General features: G+C 66.3%; 20 protein-coding genes and 1 riboswitch. Of the genes, 5 read left to right on the top strand and 15 right to left on the bottom strand.

The window, feature by feature from the left end; genetic code table 11:
* Positions 1-86: 86 nt before the first annotated feature.
* The 3 genes from MUG94_RS05395 to MUG94_RS05385 form a co-directional block, all read right to left on the bottom strand.
* Positions 87-995, bottom strand: coding sequence for a GNAT family N-acetyltransferase (locus tag MUG94_RS05395; RefSeq protein ID WP_227891290.1), 909 nt, complete (start codon positions 993-995; stop codon positions 87-89).
* Entirely contained in the window at positions 995-2,383 is a 1,389-nt protein-coding gene (locus MUG94_RS05390) for a glycine--tRNA ligase (protein WP_227891294.1), read from the bottom strand. Before MUG94_RS05390 ends, MUG94_RS05395 begins: the two co-directional genes overlap by 1 nt.
* A 206-nt stretch (positions 2,384-2,589) precedes the next feature.
* A complete protein-coding gene (locus MUG94_RS05385; RefSeq protein WP_227891296.1) occupies positions 2,590-3,561 on the bottom strand; it encodes a DMT family transporter in 972 nt (323 codons plus the stop codon).
* A gap of 70 nt (positions 3,562-3,631) precedes the next feature.
* Here MUG94_RS05385 and MUG94_RS05380 point away from each other — a divergent pair, with 70 nt between their 5' ends.
* Entirely contained in the window at positions 3,632-3,862 is a 231-nt protein-coding gene (locus tag MUG94_RS05380; protein ID WP_227891298.1) for an RNA-binding S4 domain-containing protein, read from the top strand.
* 37 nt (positions 3,863-3,899) lie between these two features.
* Here MUG94_RS05380 and MUG94_RS05375 read toward each other — a convergent pair whose 3' ends face one another.
* Positions 3,900-4,550, bottom strand: coding sequence for an alpha/beta hydrolase (locus MUG94_RS05375; protein WP_227891300.1), 651 nt, complete (start codon positions 4,548-4,550; stop codon positions 3,900-3,902).
* A 74-nt stretch (positions 4,551-4,624) separates the two neighbouring features.
* Between MUG94_RS05375 and MUG94_RS05370 the strand changes: the two genes are divergently transcribed.
* A complete protein-coding gene (locus MUG94_RS05370) occupies positions 4,625-5,515 on the top strand; it encodes an SGNH/GDSL hydrolase family protein (RefSeq protein WP_227908108.1) in 891 nt (296 codons plus the stop codon).
* A 22-nt stretch (positions 5,516-5,537) separates the two neighbouring features.
* On the opposite strand, the gene MUG94_RS05365 is transcribed toward MUG94_RS05370, so the two are convergent.
* The 4 genes from MUG94_RS05365 to MUG94_RS05350 form a co-directional block, all read right to left on the bottom strand.
* Positions 5,538-5,897 carry a hypothetical protein gene (locus MUG94_RS05365; protein ID WP_227908107.1) on the bottom strand — a complete coding sequence of 120 codons (360 nt, stop codon included), beginning with the start codon at positions 5,895-5,897 and terminating at the stop codon, positions 5,538-5,540.
* 34 nt (positions 5,898-5,931) lie between these two features.
* Positions 5,932-6,372, bottom strand: a complete 441-nt coding sequence (locus tag MUG94_RS05360; protein WP_227908106.1) for an SRPBCC domain-containing protein — start codon at positions 6,370-6,372, stop codon at positions 5,932-5,934.
* Between the two features lie 58 nt (positions 6,373-6,430).
* Complete coding sequence (gene metX / locus MUG94_RS05355; protein WP_227908124.1) at positions 6,431-7,510, bottom strand: homoserine O-acetyltransferase MetX; 1,080 nt, start codon at positions 7,508-7,510, stop codon at positions 6,431-6,433.
* Positions 7,511-7,614: 104 nt separating this feature from the next.
* The gene (locus MUG94_RS05350) at positions 7,615-8,931 is read right to left on the bottom strand and encodes a bifunctional o-acetylhomoserine/o-acetylserine sulfhydrylase (protein WP_227908105.1); all 1,317 of its coding nucleotides are present in this window, start codon (positions 8,929-8,931) and stop codon (positions 7,615-7,617) included.
* A gap of 67 nt (positions 8,932-8,998) precedes the next feature.
* Positions 8,999-9,114: riboswitch (SAM riboswitch) on the bottom strand.
* Positions 9,115-9,296: 182 nt separating this feature from the next.
* On the opposite strand from MUG94_RS05350, the gene MUG94_RS05345 reads away from it, so the two are divergent.
* A complete protein-coding gene (locus MUG94_RS05345) occupies positions 9,297-9,947 on the top strand; it encodes a VOC family protein (RefSeq protein ID WP_227891306.1) in 651 nt (216 codons plus the stop codon).
* Positions 9,948-10,429: 482 nt separating this feature from the next.
* Positions 10,430-11,407, top strand: a complete 978-nt coding sequence (locus MUG94_RS05340; protein WP_227908104.1) for a type IV toxin-antitoxin system AbiEi family antitoxin domain-containing protein — start codon at positions 10,430-10,432, stop codon at positions 11,405-11,407.
* A gap of 5 nt (positions 11,408-11,412) precedes the next feature.
* On the opposite strand, the gene MUG94_RS05335 is transcribed toward MUG94_RS05340, so the two are convergent.
* From MUG94_RS05335 to MUG94_RS05330, 3 genes are all read right to left on the bottom strand, one after another.
* Positions 11,413-13,206, bottom strand: coding sequence for a glycoside hydrolase family 2 protein (locus MUG94_RS05335; protein WP_247098838.1), 1,794 nt, complete (start codon positions 13,204-13,206; stop codon positions 11,413-11,415).
* 187 nt (positions 13,207-13,393) lie between these two features.
* Positions 13,394-13,522 carry a hypothetical protein gene (locus tag MUG94_RS17195; protein ID WP_269438462.1) on the bottom strand — a complete coding sequence of 43 codons (129 nt, stop codon included), beginning with the start codon at positions 13,520-13,522 and terminating at the stop codon, positions 13,394-13,396.
* Entirely contained in the window at positions 13,519-13,878 is a 360-nt protein-coding gene (locus MUG94_RS05330) for a primase-like DNA-binding domain-containing protein (RefSeq protein ID WP_227908103.1), read from the bottom strand. Before MUG94_RS05330 ends, MUG94_RS17195 begins: the two co-directional genes overlap by 4 nt.
* 185 nt (positions 13,879-14,063) lie before the next feature.
* Between MUG94_RS05330 and MUG94_RS05325 the strand changes: the two genes are divergently transcribed.
* Entirely contained in the window at positions 14,064-14,771 is a 708-nt protein-coding gene (locus MUG94_RS05325) for a TetR/AcrR family transcriptional regulator C-terminal domain-containing protein (RefSeq protein ID WP_227891311.1), read from the top strand.
* A 40-nt stretch (positions 14,772-14,811) separates the two neighbouring features.
* On the opposite strand, the gene MUG94_RS05320 is transcribed toward MUG94_RS05325, so the two are convergent.
* The 4 genes from MUG94_RS05320 to MUG94_RS05305 are packed head-to-tail and all read right to left on the bottom strand — an operon-like array spanning position 14,812 to position 19,643.
* A complete protein-coding gene (locus MUG94_RS05320; protein WP_227908102.1) occupies positions 14,812-15,600 on the bottom strand; it encodes a CPBP family intramembrane glutamic endopeptidase in 789 nt (262 codons plus the stop codon).
* A gap of 55 nt (positions 15,601-15,655) precedes the next feature.
* A complete protein-coding gene (locus tag MUG94_RS05315) occupies positions 15,656-16,942 on the bottom strand; it encodes an amidohydrolase family protein (RefSeq protein ID WP_227908101.1) in 1,287 nt (428 codons plus the stop codon).
* Positions 16,939-18,336 (bottom strand): formimidoylglutamate deiminase, encoded by a 1,398-nt coding sequence (locus MUG94_RS05310; RefSeq protein WP_227908100.1) that lies wholly within the window; start codon positions 18,334-18,336, stop codon positions 16,939-16,941. Before MUG94_RS05310 ends, MUG94_RS05315 begins: the two co-directional genes overlap by 4 nt.
* Positions 18,333-19,643 (bottom strand): allantoate amidohydrolase, encoded by a 1,311-nt coding sequence (locus MUG94_RS05305; RefSeq protein WP_227908099.1) that lies wholly within the window; start codon positions 19,641-19,643, stop codon positions 18,333-18,335. The genes MUG94_RS05310 and MUG94_RS05305 overlap by 4 nt, the downstream gene beginning before the upstream one ends.
* Position 19,644 lies beyond the last annotated feature (1 nt).

Raw genomic sequence — 19,644 nt, 5'->3', positions numbered from 1 at the left:
ATAACGACGGCGGGTGCCGGCTCCCCAAGGAACCGGCACCCGCCGTCGTCGTAATGCACTGGCAGCCGCAAAAGGCCGCAAAGGGTCTAGCCGCTGACGATCTCCGTGGCCGGGCCGACCTCGCGGGCCGCGCCCTTCTCCAGCAGAGCCTGGATGATCCGAGCGACGGGAGCCATGGATTCGTCCACCTCCAGCTGCACCGGGTACTGGTAGGTCAGCATGGCCAGCAGCGATTCCAGTGCCGCTTCCTGCTCGGACCGTTCCAGCTTCGTGTCATATCCCAGGAACACATCGGCGGGCTCGTCGGTGCGGTTGTGCGTGTAGCTCACGGCAAACGCAGCGATCTTTCCGCCCTTTGCCTTCGGCGCATCCCGCAGCACCACGGCCCCCGCGGCACCGGTGGCGTCGTTGAGCAGCATCTGCTGGGCGCGGCCCAGCGTCATGTCCGCCCGGTCCCAGCCGTGCACGCTGTTGTAGAACTCGGCCACAGCCTGCGTCAGCTCCACCGAACCGGTGGCGGCTTCCTCCAGCTGGGGACCGGCGTCGTCGGAGAACACGGGCAGGCTGATCCGGCCCGGTTCCACCACGACAACCCGCGAACGCTGGATCCGCGAGAATCCGGCGGCTTCGGCAAACGCGGCACCGGAAGTGCCCGGCTCTACCTTCGCCCGCAGGGCGGTGACGCCCGACGGCGCCGTCTCGGCTTCCTTGCGCAGCATGCCCAGCAGGGTGGATCCGAGGCCGGCGCGCCGGTTTTCCCGGGCCACCTCCACGTAGATCCACAGCCGGTCCGGATGCAGCGAGGTTTCGTAGACGACGCCGGCAGCCACCGGAATTCCGTCATCCTCGGCCACGATGCAGCGGCTCCACGGCTCGTTGGAGGACGGCCGCAGGACTGCCCGGAACTGGCCGGACTGCACCGTTTCCGGATCGCCCCACAGCTGATTCAGGGCCAGGTCGTCATCTTCGCGCCATTCGCGGAAAGTCAGTGCCATTACGCTCCGATCAGCCTTGAGGCGAGGTAGCCCTCGACCTTGTCCAGGCTTACGCGTTCCTGGGCCATCGAGTCGCGTTCGCGCACGGTGACGGCCTGGTCTTCGAGGGTGTCGAAGTCCACGGTGATGCAGAACGGGGTGCCGATTTCGTCCTGGCGGCGGTAGCGGCGGCCAATGGCCCCGGCGTCGTCAAAGTCGATGTTCCAGTTCCGGCGCAGCTGCGCGGCAAGGTCCTTGGCCTTGGGAGACAGGTCCTCGTTGCGGCTCAGCGGCAGCACGGCGGCCTTGACCGGTGCCAGGCGCGGATCCAGCTTCAGCACGGTGCGCTTGTCGACGCCGCCCTTGGCGTTGGGGGCTTCGTCCTCCGTGTAGGAGTCTACGAGGAACGCCATGAAGGAACGGGTCAAACCGGCGGCGGGCTCAATCACGTACGGAGTGAAGCGCTCGTTGGTGGCCTGGTTGAAGTAGCTCAGGTCCGTGCCGGAGTGCTTGGAGTGCGTGCCGAGGTCAAAGTCGGTGCGGTTGGCAATGCCCTCCAGCTCCCCCCACTCGGAGCCCTGGAAGCCGAAGCGGTATTCGACGTCGGTGGTGCCCTTGGAGTAGTGGCTCAGCTTTTCCAGCGGGTGCTCGAAGAGGCGCAGGTTCTCCGGGTCGATGCCCAGGTTCACGTACCAGTTGAACCGGTTTTCGATCCAGTACTTGTGCCATTCCTCGTCCGTGCCCGGCTCGACGAAGAACTCCATTTCCATCTGCTCGAATTCACGGGTGCGGAAGATGAAGTTTCCCGGCGTGATCTCGTTGCGGAAGCTCTTGCCGATCTGGCCGATGCCGAACGGCGGCTTCTTCCGCGACGTGGTGAGCACGTTGTTGAAGTTCACGAAGATGCCCTGGGCGGTTTCGGGGCGCAGGTAGTGCATGCCTTCTTCATTGGCCACCGGGCCGAGGAAGGTCTTCAGCAGGCCGGAGAATTCCTGCGGTTCGGTCCACTGGCCCTTGGTGCCGCAGTTGGCGCAGGCAATGTCGGCCAGGCCGTTCTCGGGGGCGTGGCCCTTCTTTTCCTCGTAGGCTTCCTCGAGGTGGTCGGCGCGGTAGCGCTTGTGGCAGCTCAGGCACTCAACCAGCGGATCGGAGAAGACCTCAACGTGGCCGGAAGCCTCCCAGACCTGGCGCGGGAGGATAACAGCGGAATCCAGCCCGACGACGTCGTCGCGCCCGCGGACCATGTGCTGCCACCACTGCTTCTTGATGTTTTCCTTGAGTTCGACACCCAGGGGGCCGTAATCCCATGCAGAGCGGGACCCGCCGTAAATCTCACCCGACTGGAAGACGAACCCCCGGCGCTTGGCGAGGGAGATGATCGGATCCAGTTTGGATTTGGTCGAAGCCATGGAATGGTACCGCCGTTCTTTCGTGTCTGCGCAGGCCGCTGGGTGCGGTCCGCTTATGGTCCCGTCCGCAGTGTGCACCGGCAGGTTGCGCGGCGAGGAACTGCAAAGGGCAAAAAGCTACAACTACCAGCTTAAGGTCACTGCGCCCAAAGCCCCGCACTCGGCACGTGGGGCCGGAACAACCCGGCCGGCACTATGCCGGGCTGTCACCGCCGGCGCAGCAGTCCTGGCATGTTCCACGGCAGCGTGGCCACCACGATGGCGGCCAGGGTCAATGCGGTACCCAGCACCGTGGCGGCGACGACGACGGAGCCCGGCGCGGGCAGGAAAATGTCCAGCAGCAGCGAGCCCACCAGCTGTCCGCCGATCATGCCCAGGCTGGTCAGCAGCACACCGAGGCTCCGCACCAGCAGGGCACTGAGCCCAATGAAGACGCAGCCAAGCGGTCCGCCCAGATACAGGTACCACTCCCCCGGCAGCGGGTTCCCGAATCCGGACACGGCCACCTTCACCAGCCAGCAGACCAGCAGGACCGCGGCACCGGAGATGAAGTTCACCAGGGTTGCCGTTATCGGTGTTCCGTAGTGCATGCCCGTGGTGCCGTTCATGGCCTGCTGGAAACTCATCAGCATGCCTGCGGTCAGGGGCAGCAGCACCGGCAACAGCAGATCCGAGGCCGAGGACGTTCCGCTGAGCTTGGGACTCACTGCCCATGCGACGGCGGCAATGGTCAGCACGGCACCCACCACGCGCATCAATGTCAGGGCCTTCTTGCCCGCCGGTCCAATGCCCAGGCGGTCCACCACCAGCCCGGTCATGGTTTGGCCGGCGACGGCGGCCACCGTGAACACGGCGACGCCCAGCACCGCCACGGTGAGGGTTTGCGAGAGCACAAAGTAGCCGCCAATGGCTCCGGCCAGGACGTAGTACCGCGGAAAACGGCGTTCCCGCAGGGCCGGGAGCAACTGGGCGGCTCCGGCGCGCCCGCGCGGCAGCAGCGCCGAAATCAGGATCATGACCACCAGCCCCACGGAGAAGCTGATGAGGGCTGCAGCCAGCCCGTCATCGATCCGTTCGCGCAGGGCGCCGTTGACGCGGGCCTGCGCAGGAATGGCCGTCCCGGCCAGGACGGCAAGGGGAAGACCGATCAGCGGATTTATTCGCACAGCATTTGGCACGGACCTACCCTACGGCAGGGCCGAGGGAAGGCCGGAATCAGCCCCGGACAATATCCGGCAGAATGGACACATGAGTAATACCGATCCCCAAGACCTTCCCATCCGCGACGAAATGATCCGCCTGGGCCAGCTGCTCAAGCTTGCCAGCCTCGCCGAAGACGGCATCCAGGCCAAGCAATTGATCGAAGACGGCCTGGTGAAGGTCAACGGCGAGATCGAGGAGCGCCGGGGCCGGCAGTTGCACCCCGGCGACATCATCTCCGTCAACGGCGAAGCCATTCGAATCGTGAAAGAGGACTAACCCTCCCCGAGCAGCCGGCTCCTCACCGGGACGCGGATCAGCCCTTGAGCACCAAGTGGGTGAGGAATTCCTTCACATGTCCCAGTTCCTGCATGTTGATGCCGTGCCCCATGTTCGAATACAGGATCTTGGTCAGCGCCGTGTGCTCGTTCAGCCAGGCATGGGTGAATTCGATGCGCGGCGCGTCAATCACCGGATCCGCCTGGTCACGGCCCCAGAAGAACGGCACGCCGCCGGCAGCGAGCTCGTCGTCGTGGAAGAACGGATTGCCCTCCGCAGGAACCACAAAGCCGGAGAGCCCGACGACGGCGGCAAAGTCCGCGGGCCGGTGGCGCAGCAGCGTGCTGGCCACGGCCATGCCCATCGAAAAGCCGAGCAGGGAAACACTGCTGTGAATGTCCTTGACGCTGTCCAGCCAGCCGGCAACGTCGTCGACCGCGTCCACCACACGCTCCACCGAGAAAGCGGCGTCGTTCATCAGCGGGAACCAGGTGTAGCCGGGGCCGAGGGCCTGGGGTGCGCGGACCGATGCGATGGTGAACTCCGAGGGCAGGTAATCCGCCAGGCCCATCAGGTCTTCCTCGTTGGCGAGGTAACCGTGGAAGAGGACCAGCAGCGGGGTTCCGGCCCGCTCGGCTTCCGGCTTGGACCAAAGGACAGTGGGGTTCCAGGGGGCAGTTTTAGGCATGATAATCATTCTGGCACGACCGGTTCGCGAACCTACGGTCGCGTAGCCCGGCCCCTCCTTGACAGGATGAACTGGTGACTTCTCCTTCGATCCCCGAAACCTCGTCCACGCCGGCGGCCGGAACGTCCGCCCCAGCCCCGGAACCCGCTGCAGGCGGGGAATCCGCGGTTCATCCCTGGACGCGTTATGTGGCCATTGGTGACTCCTTTACCGAGGGAATCGGCGACCCCGATCCTCAGAGCCCGGGCGGACACCGCGGCTGGGCGGATCGGGTGGCCGAGGAACTGGCCCGCAGCCGCGACGGCTTCGCCTACGCCAACCTGGCCATCCGGGGCCGGCTGCTCAACAAGATCATTGAGGAACAGCTGGAGCCGGCGCTGGAACTGCATCCGGACCTGATCACCATCTGCGCCGGCGGCAATGACGTCATCCGTCCCGGCGGCGATCCCGACAAACTTGCAGAAAAGATGGATGCTGCAGTCGCCCGGCTCACCGACAGCGGTGCCACCGTGGTGCTCTTCACCGGCCCGGATCTTGGTGCCACGCCGGTGATCGGCAGTGTTCGCGGCCGCGTGGCGGTTTACAACGAGAATCTCCGGACCGTTGCAGCCCGGCACGACGCCGTGATAGCGGACATGTGGGCGCTGCGCCAGCTGAGCAACCGGGAGATGTGGGCTTCGGACCGGCTGCATTTCTCGCCGCTGGGCCATCACACCATCGCGGCGATGGTGCTGGAGACTCTCGCCGTTCCCCACACGCTGGAACCTCTGGAGCCAAAGCCCATGCTGGCTAAGAATTGGCGGACCGCCCGCACCGAGGACCTGACCTGGGCTCGGGAGCACCTGATGCCGTGGGTCATGCGGCGGGTGCGCCACCAGTCCTCGGGGGACGGCATCGCGGCCAAACGTCCCGACGCCGGACCCATGTTTGGAGGTCCGGGCATGCCTCCCGGATCGGCGGGCTAAGCGGCCTTTCCCGACTCAGCGCTTAGGCAGGTTGTCCGTCGCCGCCGGACGCTGCTGAAGCAGGCGTTACCGGAGGACGATGCCTGCGGCCGGCCTGCAATCCGACCCAAAACGCGAGCACCACTGCACCGGCGAGCACCAGCAGTGCGCCCACCTGCATGCTGCGGCTGACAAGCACCAGCCCGTCAAAAACCCCGTCCGCCTCCGTCACCGGGATGTACCCCACAAAGCCGAAGTTCACGGTTCCGACGCCGGCGCCACGCACCAGGAGTACGATTCCTGCGATCAGGAGAACCGCGCCGGCGAGCGGCACTGAAAGTTGCAGTAGGCGCCTGACGCCGCCGGACGCTGCCGGCGGCTGGAGACTGTCATCGGATGTCATGGCGCCACGCTAGCACCGCCGTTCTGCGGGCTGGTCAGGCATGGGAAGCGTTTTCGGCCAGCGAAATCAGGCTCGCCAAATGGTCCGCCCATTCCTCAGTGTGGGTGCGGGCCACGTCGGCGCCCTCGGCCAGGCCGCCCAGCCCGCTTTCGGTGACGACGACGTCGGTGTAGTCCGTTTCCGGGTCCGGTCCCGGCAAGGCAGCCAGAGAAATGCTCACCACCGTATGCGCATTCCACTCGGGCATGGTCCACCGGAAGGACAGCAGCCGGTCCCGCGCCACCGCCAGCACGGTGCCCGAGGCACGCTGCTGGCCCCCGCCGTCGCCGCCGGCTGCCCGTTCCGCCAACGGCGACCCGGGGCTGGCGGTGAACTCCATTTCCGGCCACCACGCAGCCCGGTTGTCCACGAGCGTGTGCCAAAGCTGCGCCGGGGAACACTGTGCCTGTGCAGCCACACGAATCGAATCACCCATGCGTTTGTTTCTGCCACGTTCCGGCAGTCTTCGCAAGGGTAGGGCGTCCGCCGTCCGGCTAGGGTTCCCCGAAGAACCGTTCCCGCAGCGGCACGCCGATCTGTTCAACGTCGGTGAGGAAGCCGTCGTGGCCGATCGGGGCGCTGATCATGTGCACATCGGTCGTCCGGGGCAACGCCGCGGCCAGATCGCTGGACTGCTGGGGAAGGTAGAGCCGGTCCGAATCCACGGCGGCGATGAAGAATTCGGCGTCCACATCCGCCAGTGCCTGCCGCACCGTTCCGCGCCCGCGGGCCACGTCGTGGCTCATCAGAGCCTCGGTCAGCAGCAGGTAGCTGTTCGCGTCGAACCGCCCGGCCAGCTTCCGGCCCTGATGGTCCAGATAGCTCTCCACCGCATAGCGCCCCCGCGCCCCTGGCAGCACCGACCCCAGCGGCTCCTCCTGCGCCTGCGGCTGACGTCCGAAGCGGTATTCCAATTCCGCTTCGGAGCGGTACGTGATGTGTGCAATCCGGCGGGCCAGGCCCAGTCCGGCCACCGGCGCCCTGCCGTTGTAATAGTCGCCACCGTTGAAGTCCGGGTCCAGGCGGATCGCATCCAGCTGCGCCTGGCCAAACGCTATCTGTTCTGCGGAGCTGGCCGCCGTGCAGGCAATGACCGCGCAGCGGTTCACCCGGCCGGGCTCGGTGACGGCCCATTCCAGCGCCCGCGCACCGCCCAGAGACCCGCCCAGCACGGTGTGCCAGGCTTGGATTCCCAGCAGATCAGCCAGCCGGGCTTCAGCCCGGACCGAGTCGCGGATGGTCACAAACGGGAATCTTGATCCCCACGGCCGGCCCTGCACATCCAAAGACGAGGGGCCGGTGGATCCATAGCAGCCGCCGAGCATGTTGACCGCCACGACAAAGAACCGATCGGTGTCCACCGTCTTGCCCGGACCCACCAGGGCGTCCCACCAGCCGTCCTCTTCGCTGCTCCCCCGGGCCACATGCGTGCTGCCGGTGAGGGCATGCGCCACCAGGACGGCGTTGGTGGCGTCCTCGTTGAGCGTCCCCCACGCTTCATAGGCAAGGGAAACGTCGGGCAGGTGCCCGCCGGTTTCCAGGTCGAGGCTGCCGATCCGGGCGTGCCGCAGCACTCCGTCCCGGGAAGGGACGGAGTGCTGGGGCGCAGGCTGGGCCTGGGGACGGCCGTAAGCGGTCACGGCAACGCTTGAGGCAAAAGGAACTGTCACGCTGGCCGCTACGCTCCCTTGGCTGCCCGGAACCCGGCGTCGAGGTCCGCAATGATGTCATCAATGTGTTCGATACCCACGGAGAGCCGGACCAGCCCGGGGCTGACCCCGGCCGCCAGCTGCGCCTCGGCTCCCAGCTGGCTGTGCGTGGTCGACGCCGGATGGATGACCAGGGAGCGCACGTCACCCACGTTCGCCACGTGGGAGTGCAGGTCCAGGGCATCAACGAAGCGCTTGCCGGCATCGATGCCGCCGTTGATCTCGAAGGAGACAATGGCGCCGGTGCCGCGCGGCCCGTACTTGCGGCCGCGCTTGAACCACGGGCTGGATTCCAACCCCGCATAGGCGACGGAGACGACGTCGTCGTGCCCTTCCAGCCAGTTGGCCACCGCGACGGCGTTGCTCACGTGCCGTTCCATCCGCAGGCTCAGGGTTTCCACGCCCTGGGCAATCAGGAACGCATTGAACGGCGACACGGAGGAGCCGAGGTCGCGCAGCAGCTGGACCCGGGCTTTGAGGATGTATGCGAGGTTGGCACCCAGGATCCCGTCGGCGCCCAGGTCTCGGGCGTAAACCAGCCCGTTGTAGCTCTCGTCGGGAGTGTTGAAGCCGGGGAATTTCTCCGGGTCGGCGCCGAAGTCGAAGTTGCCCGAATCCACGATGACGCCGGCAATGGACGTGCCGTGCCCGCCCAGATACTTGGTGGCCGAGTGCACCACGATGTCCGCGCCCCACTCGATGGGCCGGATCAGGTACGGGGTGGACAGCGTGTTGTCCACGATGAGCGGTACGCCTGCCTCATGGGCCACCGCGCTAATGCCCTCGATGTCCAGCACGTCCTGGCGCGGGTTCGAGACCACCTCGCCGAAGAACGCCTTGGTGTTGGGCTGCACAGCTGCGCGCCACTGATCCAGGTTGTCCGGATCGGACACAAAGGTTGTGGTGATGCCGAACTTCTTGAGCGTGTGCTTGAACAGGTTGTAGGTGCCGCCGTAGAGGCTGGGGCTGGCCACGATGTGGTCGCCGGCCTCGGCCACGTTCAGGATCGCGAAGGTTTCCGCGGCTTGGCCGGAGGCAAGCATTAGAGCACCGAGTCCGCCCTCAAGGGAGGCGATCCGGTTTTCCACCGCTTCCTGGGTGGGATTGCCGATGCGCGTATAGATCGGCGCCAACTCCGCCAGCGCAAACCGGTTGGCTGCTGCTTCGGCGCTGGGAAAGACGAAGGATGAGGTCTGATAAATGGGCAGGGCGCGGGCGCCGGTCACGGCGTCGGGCTCCTGGCCGGCATGGATAGAACGGGTTTCGAAGGACCAGTTTCCTGACATTGCTTAGCTCCCTTGACCAAGGGGCCGCACCGAGACTTCTGGCCGGAAATAACCGACAGCCACGTGTGACCCGCGCTTGCCCTGCATCCGGTGACGCAGGGCCAGGTCTTCACCCGGGGCACCCCACCGCGGTTGGAGGGTTGCCGGCCAGCAAGCCGGGGCTATCTGCTGGCACTCATGACCTATCCCCTATGAAAACGGATAACCCCGGTGCCTGCAAGGTCTGTGACGGATCATTTCCCGCGATGTCGGTTGCTGCCGGGGGTCCGTGCCGGGGGCCAGCCGGCAGAGCCGGAATGCCCGATTATTCCAACTTAGGACGTCCTTAGTCGAGAGCCACGTCACAACGTGCCAAACTGGGCCGCATGCGTTTGGACCATGTTTCTTATGCCAGTGAATCCGACGGTCTTTTGGCCACAACTGAGAGGATCGCTGCCGCCTTGGGAGCGGACTTCGTCAAGGGCGGTGTGCACCCGCGTTTTGGAACGCGCAACATGATTCTGCCCCTGGCCAACCACCAGTACGTCGAGGTGGTGGAAGCCCTGAACCACCCGGCCTCAGACAAGGCCCCCTTCGGCCAGGCAGTGCGCCAGCGCTCGGAGTGCGGCGGCGGCTGGATGGGCTGGTGCGTGGCCGTGGATGATCTCGCCCCCTTCGAAGAACGGCTCGGACGGCTCTCCGTTCCGGGCAACCGGAAGTTTCCGGACGGCCAGGAACTGACCTGGCAGCAGATCGGCATCAACGGCCTGATCGCCGACCCTCAGGTGCCGTACATGCTGCGCTGGGATGACGGAACCGATGCACTGCATCCGTCAGCGGCCCTGCCCGGCATGCCCGGTGCCGTGAAGCTGGACTCGCTGACCATTGCCGGCTCCGCTGACCGTGTGGCCCAGTGGCTGGGCACGCCCGCTGAGGAACCGCTGGAGAACGTGGGCGTCACGTGGATTTCCCCCAAGGGAACTCCCGGCATCATGTCTGTCACATTCAACACGGCCAAGGGTCTCGTCGAAATCTAGCTCGGCTTCCGGGAGTCCTGCTGGTTTGGGCATCCGCGCACCTTTCGGGCGGGCCGGACCCCTGATCCGCTGCCTCTTTGGGCATCCGCGCACCTTTCGGGAAATCACTGCCGGTCCGCACCGGCAGCAGAATCCCAATCCGGATGCGCCTGCCCAAAGTGGCGGTCTTTCCCGCTGGCGGCGGAACCAGTTGGGAAAATGCTGCCGCTTTGGGCATCCGGGCGCCCTTTGCGCGGGCCGTGCCCCTGATCCGCTGCCGCTTTGGGCATCCGAGCAACCTTTTGGGCGGACTGGACCCCTGAACCGCTGCCTCTTTGGGCATCCGCGCACCTTTCGGGAAATCACTGCCGGTCCGCACCGGCAGCAGAATCCCAATCCGGATGCGCCTGCCCAAAGTGGCGGTCTTCCCCCGGGCGGGATGTTTATCCACAGATCGCTCCCGGTTCATCTAGTGAAGCAAGCCCAGGATCCACGCTTGTCTCATGGATCCGGAGTTTCTTTATGCAGCCGACGCCGACCGCGACGGCTCCGGCAGACGATCCCTGGCCCGGAGGTGTCGGGCAGGCGAACTGGTCCGGGTGCGGGCGGGGGTCTATGTCGAAGCTTCGCAGTGGGAAAAAATGCCGCAGTGGGACCGGGACCGGGCCGTGATTACCGCTGCTGTGGATCAAGGACAAGCGCCAAGGATACTGATACAGCAATCCGCTGCCGTCATCTGGGGCTTGCCTGTCATTGGCAGGACCTCTGAGGTCCTGCTGCTGGCACCGGGTTCTTCGCATGGAAGGCGCCGGGGCAACCTCTGCTGGACTCCGCGAACGTTACTCGAGCCGGCGACGACACGGCACGGCCTGACCCTAACTTCACGCGCCCAAACAGTCCTCGACATGGCGGCCCGCCTTCCCTTCGAGCGTGCCGTTCCTGCCATGGACCACGTGCTGCGTCCCGATGCGGCCCGAAGCCTTCCCGCGCTGGAGAAGGATGGCCTGCTGATCCTCAGCGGAAAGCTCCCGGACGAAGCCAAGCGCACCAGGGCGAGGAGGGTGATCTCCTTCGCCGATGGCCGTTCGGAATCCCCAGGTGAATCCTACTCACGTGCCGTTCTGTATCTGCACGGGTTTCCGAAGCCCGAGCTCCAGTATGAGTTCAGGTCTACGGGCGGACAATTCCTGGGAAGAACCGACTTTTTCTGGAAGGACTACGCGTTGGTCGGTGAGTTTGACGGAGCGGTGAAGTACGGCCCCGTGACCGCCGGCCGAAGCCCCGGCGCCACCCGACAGGTGGGCACAGCTTCCCGGGAAACCCTCATCCTCGAGAAACGGCGGGAAGATGCGATCCGGGCCACCGGCGTTGGCTTTGTCCGCTGGAGCTGGTCAGACATCCACAAGGCTAAGAGCGATCCGGACGGGCTGGTAAGGATGCTGCTGACCGCAGGGCTGCCCAAGCAAGGGCGGCGCGGCTGAAACGATCAGGAACGCGACGCCGCACGGGCCAGCCGGGCATTGGTCTCCCGCACCGTGTCGGCGTCGATCTTCACCACACGACGGTCGTAGGTGAGCAGCCCGTTCACTTCGTCCTCCACATCGGTCAACTGCGTGTACACGGTCGCAGCGAGGCCCTGAGCCACCGCCGGCTCGATCTGCTGACGGTGCAGCTTGATCCAGGCCCGGCGCAGCGCGTCCGGTGTCTTGAATTTGCGGTAACCGAACTCCTTCTCGTTGAAGGTGTGGCCCGGAATGCGCAAACTGTAGCCGCCGTACTCGGACAGGACGACGGCGCGCCCGTCCCGCAGCCAGCCCTTCCGGAGCACAAAAGGAACGAAGTACACGTGCACGCTCTTGAGGTCTCCCCCGCCCTGGTCATGCCAGCCGCTGGCATGGTCGATGCTTCGGGTCGCATCCAATGACCGCACCTGGTCGGTGACGGCGTTCGCGTCAAACTGGCCCCAGCCTTCATTGAAGGGAACCCACACTGCCAGCGAGGTACTGTTGCGCAGCAGGTCAACGGTGCCGCGGAGCTCAGCCAGGAACGCCGTCCGGCCCGATTCATCAGCGCGCCCAAAGGCGGCATAGTCGCTGTCAGCACGGTGCGGTACGCCCACGGCAGGGGCGGTCACCACCGAGTGCCGGTAGGTGCGGCCGCCGCTGACCAGGTCCTGCCACACCAGCATGCCGAGCCGGTCGCAGTGGTAATACCACCGCAGCGGTTCCACCTTGATGTGCTTGCGCAGCATCGTGAAGCCCAGATCCTTGGCGGTCTGGATGTCATAAACCAGAGCGGCATCCGACGGCGCCGTGTACAGCCCGTCCGGCCAGTACCCCTGGTCCAGCAATCCGGCGTGGAAGTACGGTGTGCCGTTGAGCAGGAGCCGGGTATGACCGGATTCATCCGGTCCCGTTCCGAAGGTCCGCAGCCCGGTATAGCTGCGGACACTGTCGATCTCCCGGCCGCCGGACACCAGCCGCACCTCCACGTCGTAGAGAAACGGGTCCTCAGGGGTCCACAGGTGCGGGTCCGGCACCGGAATCTTCACGGCTTCCCCGGGCACGACGACGGCGGCCGCCACAGTGCGCCCGCCGTCGGACATTGTGATCGCCGCTGACAGGTCGCCGCCGTCGTCGTTCTCCGCGTCCAGCAGCACAGTCACCGAGACGGATTCCAGATCCGGCACCAGAACCAGCTGCGAGATGCTTGTCCGCGGCACCGATTCCAGCCACACCGTCTGCCAGATGCCGGACTGAGCGGTGTACCAAATGCCGCCGCGGTCCAGGGTCTGCTTGCCGCGGCTGTGGTAGCCCGTGTCGCTGATGTCGCGCACCCGCACCACGATTTCCTGCTCGGCACCGGGCACCAGCGCGTCCGTGACGTCCAGGGAGAAGGGCAGATAGCCGCCGTCGTGCCCGCCCACCTGTGTGCCGTTGACTGTGACCGTGCAGCTTTGGTCCACCGCACCGAAGTGCAGCAGCACCCGCTCTTGGGCAAACTCAACCGGCAGCCGGACAGTCCGCCGGTACCACAGGACCTGCTGGGGCTGGAGTTGGCGGCCGACACCGGACAGCGGAGCCTCGGGCGAGAACGGGACGAGGATCTGCCCGTCCCATTCACCATCGGCCGGCGGCTGCTCCCGGCGCACCGAGGTGATGGCGCACTGCCAATACCCGTTGAGGTTCAGGTAACTGTCGCGGACAAGCTGCGGACGGGGATATTCCTGCAGCACGGATTCGGGTTCCAGGTCCGCTCCCCACGGGGTCGTCAGTGTCACAGGCGGGTGTACTCCTTGGTCGGCGTTCCGGGCGGGCATCACCGGCGGCGTTGTCGAACTGCTGCGGCCGGCCTCAGCGGGCGCGGCCTGAATGCTGCTTCACCGCGATGATGTCCCGTGCGGTCGCGCAAAGATCATCGGAACCGATACCGTGATCCGTGCCCCAACGCCGCTGGATGCCCAGGTCCTATTGCCCGGCGTCAAGTTCGACATCGATCAGCGTAGCTTCTTCAGCTACGTCGTGCACGGCCATCTTCAGTGCCTCAACGAGAGTGCTGCAGTGTCTCTCCACGGGTACGGGCTTAGCGGGCATCACGCCGGAAGTGTCCCCAGCACACTGTTGGGACCCGGAGCCTTATCAGTCTCCAGAATGTACTGGATGGGGATTTGGCCTGTGACCATGATGCCTTTGACCACTTTTTCCCTGCGCTGCAGCCCGGCCTCGATTCCTTCGTCCCGCAGGACCTTCGAGAAGAGCTGGATGGACAGCGGATCTGTACTGTTTTGTTCACACCAGATGATGTACATGCCGTAGAGGTCGGCAACAGGAAGAACTGCACTGTCATCGAGGTCCCGTACGGTGCATACAGCGAGGAACTGACGGACCCGGTCCTCGGCTGTCTTGGCGTTCCCGGTGCGGGCAGCGGAGGTTGTGCCTGTCATTGCACTCATGCGCTTCTCCTGATCGATCGGTGCGAGTGGCCACTACCGGCCGTGCAAACTCTGATCTCTCCGAAAACCATGTCGGCTGCTCTACACTGTAGACGGTAGCCGTAGGCCTACATAAAAGCAACCGTTATCATTAACGCAGAGCGAGTGATACTCGCTCCCTCAAGACGAACAGGACGGACCGCATCATGGCCAAGACCCCGGAAACCCCAGCCCCAGCGGGTTCACAACGGGGCCGTCTGAGCAGGGAACTTGTCCTGGGAACGGCACTGGACCTGGTGGATGCCAACGGGCTGGAAGCTCTCACCATGCGTCGGCTGGCGCAGGAACTTCACTGCGATCCAATGAGCCTCTACCGTTACGCGGAAAACCGTGCAGCCCTGCTGGCAGGGGTCGAAGAACTGGTCTTCAATAAACTGACGATTTGTCCGGATGACTTGGACTGGCAGGCTCAGCTGCGACGCATCGCCCATGACCTCCGGGTGCTGGCCCTGCAGCACCCCAACACGGTCCCGCTGCTGGTCACCAGGCCCTTGTCCACTCCCCTGGGCCTGCGCCCCCGGGGAACGCTGCGGCCGCTTGAGCGGATTTTGGCGCTCCTCATGAAAGCCGGTTTTTCCCCCGAGGATGCCCTGCACATCTATCGTGCCTTTTACTCGTTCCTCTACGGACACATCCTGAACGAGCTGCAGGAGCTCATCGCCGATCCCGAAGAAGATGAAGCCATTCTGCGTCTTGGCCTGCACCGGCTGCCGCCGAAGGAATTCCCCCGGCTCAGGTCCCTTGCACCGATTCTTGCTGACTATGACGGCGAAGTTGAGTTGGATCAGGGATTGGGCATCCTGCTTTCCGGACTGTCCGAGCAGCTGGGCGGCGGGTCCGTCCGGCACGGTTGAGCGGCGGCGAGCAGCACGAAAGGCAGGCCGGGCGCCTCAATCAGTTGCCGATGCCGATGGCGGGTCCGAACAGGGCGAAGCCGACAAAGCCGGTGATGTCCACCAGCGCATGGGCAATCACCAGCGGCATGACCCGCCGGGTTTTGACGTAGACGTAACCGAAGATCAGTCCCATCAGGAAGTTTCCGATGCCGGGCCCAATGCCCTGGTAGAGGTGGTAGCTGGCACGGATCAGCGCCGAGGTGAGGATGATCGCCGGGGTTCCCCAGCCCAGCTGCCGCAGCCGCAGGAACAGGTAGCCAACCACAATGACTTCCTCGAGCACGGCGTGCCGCACGGCGGAGAGGATCAGCACCGGCAGCGTCCACCAGTAGGTGTCCAGCGCCGCCGGCACCAGTGCCGTGGTGATGCCCAGCGCCCGGCCGCCGGCATACACGCCCAGTGTCCCGAGGCAGATGACCGCGGCCAGTCCCGCGCCCAGCCCAAAGTCGCGCACGGGTTTCTCGAAGGTGAACCCGATCCGGCGGAACGCCGACTTTCCCGGTTCGGTGAGCAGGAACAGCACCAGCGCCACCGGGAGCAGGGAAAAGAAGATGCCCAGCAGCTGATAGGTGAGGTCAAACCAGGAGTTCTCGTCCAGCACCGGGTTCAGCGTGGTGGTCTGCCCGCCCAGGGGACCCTCCGTGGCCTTTTCCAGGAGCTCGACGACGGCGTACACTCCGGAGCGCCCCAGGGACAGTCCCAACACAATCAGGATCTCGAAGACCAGCATCTTCCGTGCCCGCGGGTCCAGTGACTCGGCGGGGGCGGAGGGGAAGGCAGCACGCATGGTTTCCATTGTGCAGGATATGGGAGGGACCACACGTTCCCCGGCGGCCGATCGGCTACCGGGGCGGCAAACCCAGTTGCTGCCCGGCTCGCCACACAGCACCCGTGAGCGGCATCCCCGGCCGGTAGGCCAGATGCGCGGCCGAGGGGGCGTTGAGCAGCTGCAGGTCAGCACGGTGCCCAACGGCGAGTGAGCCCACCGCCCGCTTTCCGTCCCGGTCCTCCCCGGTGTGCGCGCGCAGGGCCAGTGCGCCGCCGAAGGTCGCGGCCCGGACGGCTTCAGAGACTGTCAGGCCCATTTGCAGCACCGCCGTGGCCACGCAGAAGTTCATGGAACTGGTGAAGGAGGTGCCGGGATTGCAGTTGGAGGCCAGCGCCACCTGCACCCCGGCATCGAGGAGTTTCCTGGCCGGCGCGAGCGGTGCCCGGGTGGAGAGATCGCAGGCGGGCAGGCAGGTGGCCACCGTCCCGGGGGTGCGGGCTCCGGAAGCATCCGTTCCGCCGGCATCCGGTCCGGCCGCGTTCCACTTAGTCCACGTACCCGAGAGGGCGGCAACGTCGTCGTCCGTCAGATAGTTCACGTGATCCACACTGGCTGCGCCGAACTCCACAGCCAGGCGCACGCCGGCACCGTAGCCGAGCTGGTTGCCGTGCACCCGCAGTCCCAGGCCCGCATCGCGGCAGGCCTGCAGCACCCGCCGGGACTGTTCCTCGGTGAAGGCTCCCTTTTCGCAGAAGACGTCTGCCCACTGCACATACGGCCGCACCGCTTCGAGCATGTCGGTGCACACCAGGTCCGTGTACTCCTCGGCATCTGCGCCGGCCGGGACCAGATGCGCGCCCAGATAGGTCACCTGGTTCGCCACGGTGGAGGCGATGCGCGCGTGCCGTCGCTCCTCCTCCACGTTCAGCCCGTAGCCGGTCTTGGTTTCCAGGTAGGTGGTGCCGCCTGCTGCCGCTTCGGCGGCACGTGCCAGCAGGAGCCGGGTCAGGTCATAGTCCGAGGCGGAACGCGTGGCGTCGGTGGTGACGGCGATGCCGCCGGCCGCGTAGGACTCCCCCGCCATCCGGGCCTCAAACTCCGCACTGCGGTCTCCCGCAAACACCAGGTGCGTGTGCGAGTCCACCCACCCGGGCAGCCCGCACCGTCCGCCGGCGTCGATCATGGCATCCGCGGCCGGTGCAGCGGACGCAGCGCCGATCCAGCTGATCCGTTCCCCCTCGAACACCACTGCGGCGTCCCGCAGCACGGAACTCTCCGGACCTTGGGCCTCATTCTGGGTGGAGAGTTCGCCAATGTTGGTGATCAGTGTTGAGGCCGGGCCTGCTGGAGGTGTGCTCATGGATCTTCCGTGGTTGCGGCGGGTGTCGGGCTGCGCCGGGACGCGTCCAAGGCGGCGACGGCGGCTGACAGCAGAGCCGCCGGATCGCCCAGGACGGTGTGCCGGCCGTGGCGGGCAAGGATACGGCCGCCGACGACGACGGTGTGAACATCCGCGGCCGTGGCGGTGAGTGCCAGCTGGCCGGGATCCGAACCGGCGGTGCGGATGCTTCCGGGATCCACTGACATGAGGTCGCAGGTGTCTCCGGCGGCCAGCCCCGGGGCCCGCCGCCCCTGCGATTCTGCTCCGGCGCGGGAAACGGCGGCGTGCAGATCAGCCGGGGCAAAGCGGCCGCGTTCCCCGGAGCGGAGGCGTTCGCCGTGTTCCAGCGCCCGCATTTCCAGCCAGGGGTCGACGACGGCGTGCTGGTCGGTGCCCAGCGCAATCCGTGCACCGGCCGCCTGCAGCTCGGCGGCGGGGCCGATGCCGTCGGCCAGGTCCGCCTCTGTGCTGGGGCACATCACCACTGTCGCGCCGGCGTTCCCGAGAGCCGTCATGTCTTCCTCGCTCAGGTGGGTGGCATGGACGGCGGAGAGACGCCGGGTGACCAGTCCGTGCTTGGCCAACAGCAGTGCCGGGGTAAGTCCGGTGGCCTCCCGGCAGGCATCGTTTTCCGCAGGCTGTTCGGAGAGGTGGATGTGCAGCGGCAGGTCGGCGGGGAGCTTCCGGGAAATCAGTTCCAGCTCTTCCTCAGGTACCCCGCGCACGGAATGCAGGGCAGCGCCCACGCTGACCTGGGCCGGATCGAACTCCGCGGCAATCGCAGCGCGCAGGGAGGCCAGCCGCTGAAGCCAGGCGGCGCCGTCGCGGTCTCCGAAGCGCAGCTGAGCGGCACTGAGCGGCGCGTCGAAACCGCCGGCCAGATAGCAGGTGTCCAGCAGGGTCAATCGGATACCGGCGGCGACGGCGGCCCGCGCCAGCGCCCGTTCCATGGCATGCTCCTGCACGTAGGCGCTGCCGTCCGGCTGATGGTGGACATAGTGGAACTCGGCGACCGAGGTCCATCCGGTGACCACCATTTCCGTGAACACCGCGGTGGCGAGCTGCTCATACAGCTCCGGAGTCAGCGCCCCGGCAGTCTCGTACATGTGCTCCCGCCAGGTCCAGAAGCTGCCGGGCCCGGCGGCGTGCGTGCGTCCGCGCAGCACCCGGTGGAAGGCGTGGGAGTGCGCGTTCGATGCCGCAGGAAAGGTGACGCCGGCCAGCAGGCAGTCCCCTGACCGCGCCGGGACGCCGGTCTCAGTCCCCGTTACAGTGCCTGCGGCATCGATTTCCAGCCGGACGCCGGCAACAACCGCGCCGTTGACCCAGCCCTGTTCGCACCAGAAGGAACCCTGCCGTTCCGGCGCACTCACAGCAGGTCCTGCAGGGCGTCGGCGAGCGCGGTCACGCCGGCCTCGGCGTCGGAGTCCTCCACATACTCTTCCGGCGAGTGGCTGAACCCGGAGGGGTTGCGGACGAACAGCATACCGGTGGGCACGCGGGACGCCAGCACCCCGGCGTCGTGCCCGGCCCCGGTCGCCAGGACGGGCGCGCCGGGCACGGTCAGAGCCACGGAGTGTGAGAGTGAGCGCTGCAGAGCGGCATCGAAGGAAACCGTCCCGGAAAAGGATTCCTCGGTCAGCCGCACGGTGCAGCCTTCCATGGCCGCAATCCGCTGTGCCTGGCCGTGGATTTTCTCCACCAGGGCGGCGGTCACGGCGTCTTCGGGGTGGCGGACATCCAGCCAGAGGTCCACCCGGGAGGCAATGACGTTGGTGCCGCCGGGGATCGGTTCCAGCCGGCCCACTGTGCCACGGGCGCCGGGCTGGGCAGCGGCTGCCTGGCGCACAGCCACGATCAGCTGCGCAGCCGCGACCATGGGATCGGCACGGTCCGCCATCAGAGTGGTGCCTGCGTGGTTGCCCTGCCCCGTGATGCCAAACCGCCACCGCCCGTGCCCGAGCACGGACCCTCCCACCGCAACAGCCGGACCCCGTCCGGCGGCATCAGTAAACTCCTCGGTGTTCAGGCCGCGGCCCTGCTCCACATGCAGTTCGACAAAGTCCCCGATGCGGCTCAGCGCCGCATCATCCCGGCCCATCAGGTCCGGATCCAGTCCGTGGGCGCGGGCGACGTCGGCGAAGGTGTTGCCGTCGGCGTCGCGCAGGGACAGTGCCCTGGCCTGATCAATCGCGCCGGTCAGCAGCCGGGAGCCGAGGCAGGCCACCCCGAAGCGCGAGCCTTCCTCTTCCGGAAAGACCGCGACGGCGAGGGCACGGTTCCGGGTCAGGCCGCCGTCCTTTTCGCGCGCCTGCAGGAGATCCACGGCAGCCAGTGCGCTGGCCACGCCAAGCGGTCCGTCGAAGGCGCCGCCGCCGGGTACGGAGTCCAGATGGGATCCGGTGACCAGCGCACCGCGGCGCTCCGGTTCTGCGGAGGATACGCCGGTTGTCCCCGCGGAGGATGCCCCCGGCAAATCCCACCAGGCCCAGAGGATGCCGTTGCGGTCCGTCTCAACGGCGAGTCCGCGCCGGAGCGCCTCGGCCGTGAACCACTCTCGCAGATCCAGCTCCGCGGTCGAGAACACCGGGCGGGAGTATCCGCCGCGGCGTTCATCGCGGCCGGTGCCCTCGATGGCGGCCATCAGGGCATTAACGGGCGAAGCAGGTGTTCTATCCATG

The organism is Arthrobacter gengyunqii, from assembly GCF_023022985.1.
GTDB lineage: Bacteria > Actinomycetota > Actinomycetes > Actinomycetales > Micrococcaceae > Arthrobacter_B > Arthrobacter_B gengyunqii.
This window is presented reverse-complemented; position numbering and strand designations above follow the sequence as displayed.

What these genes read in the sequence shown, in the direction of transcription:
- MUG94_RS05350 (WP_227908105.1), bottom strand. Translation starts at nt 8,931, where the DNA reads ATGTCAGGAAACTGGTCCTTCGAAACCCGTTCTATCCATGCCGGCCAG.
- MUG94_RS05315 (WP_227908101.1), bottom strand. Translation starts at nt 16,942, where the DNA reads ATGAGCACACCTCCAGCAGGCCCGGCCTCAACACTGATCACCAACATT.
- MUG94_RS05325 (WP_227891311.1), top strand. Translation starts at nt 14,064, where the DNA reads ATGGCCAAGACCCCGGAAACCCCAGCCCCAGCGGGTTCACAACGGGGC.
- MUG94_RS05390 (WP_227891294.1), bottom strand. Translation starts at nt 2,383, where the DNA reads ATGGCTTCGACCAAATCCAAACTGGATCCGATCATCTCCCTCGCCAAG.
- MUG94_RS05330 (WP_227908103.1), bottom strand. Translation starts at nt 13,878, where the DNA reads ATGAGTGCAATGACAGGCACAACCTCCGCTGCCCGCACCGGGAACGCC.
- MUG94_RS05380 (WP_227891298.1), top strand. Translation starts at nt 3,632, where the DNA reads ATGAGTAATACCGATCCCCAAGACCTTCCCATCCGCGACGAAATGATC.
- MUG94_RS05375 (WP_227891300.1), bottom strand. Translation starts at nt 4,550, where the DNA reads ATGCCTAAAACTGCCCCCTGGAACCCCACTGTCCTTTGGTCCAAGCCG.
- MUG94_RS05305 (WP_227908099.1), bottom strand. Translation starts at nt 19,643, where the DNA reads ATGGATAGAACACCTGCTTCGCCCGTTAATGCCCTGATGGCCGCCATC.
- MUG94_RS05320 (WP_227908102.1), bottom strand. Translation starts at nt 15,600, where the DNA reads ATGCGTGCTGCCTTCCCCTCCGCCCCCGCCGAGTCACTGGACCCGCGG.
- MUG94_RS05340 (WP_227908104.1), top strand. Translation starts at nt 10,430, where the DNA reads ATGGATCCGGAGTTTCTTTATGCAGCCGACGCCGACCGCGACGGCTCC.
- MUG94_RS05360 (WP_227908106.1), bottom strand. Translation starts at nt 6,372, where the DNA reads ATGGGTGATTCGATTCGTGTGGCTGCACAGGCACAGTGTTCCCCGGCG.
- MUG94_RS05365 (WP_227908107.1), bottom strand. Translation starts at nt 5,897, where the DNA reads ATGACATCCGATGACAGTCTCCAGCCGCCGGCAGCGTCCGGCGGCGTC.
- MUG94_RS05395 (WP_227891290.1), bottom strand. Translation starts at nt 995, where the DNA reads ATGGCACTGACTTTCCGCGAATGGCGCGAAGATGACGACCTGGCCCTG.
- MUG94_RS05345 (WP_227891306.1), top strand. Translation starts at nt 9,297, where the DNA reads ATGCGTTTGGACCATGTTTCTTATGCCAGTGAATCCGACGGTCTTTTG.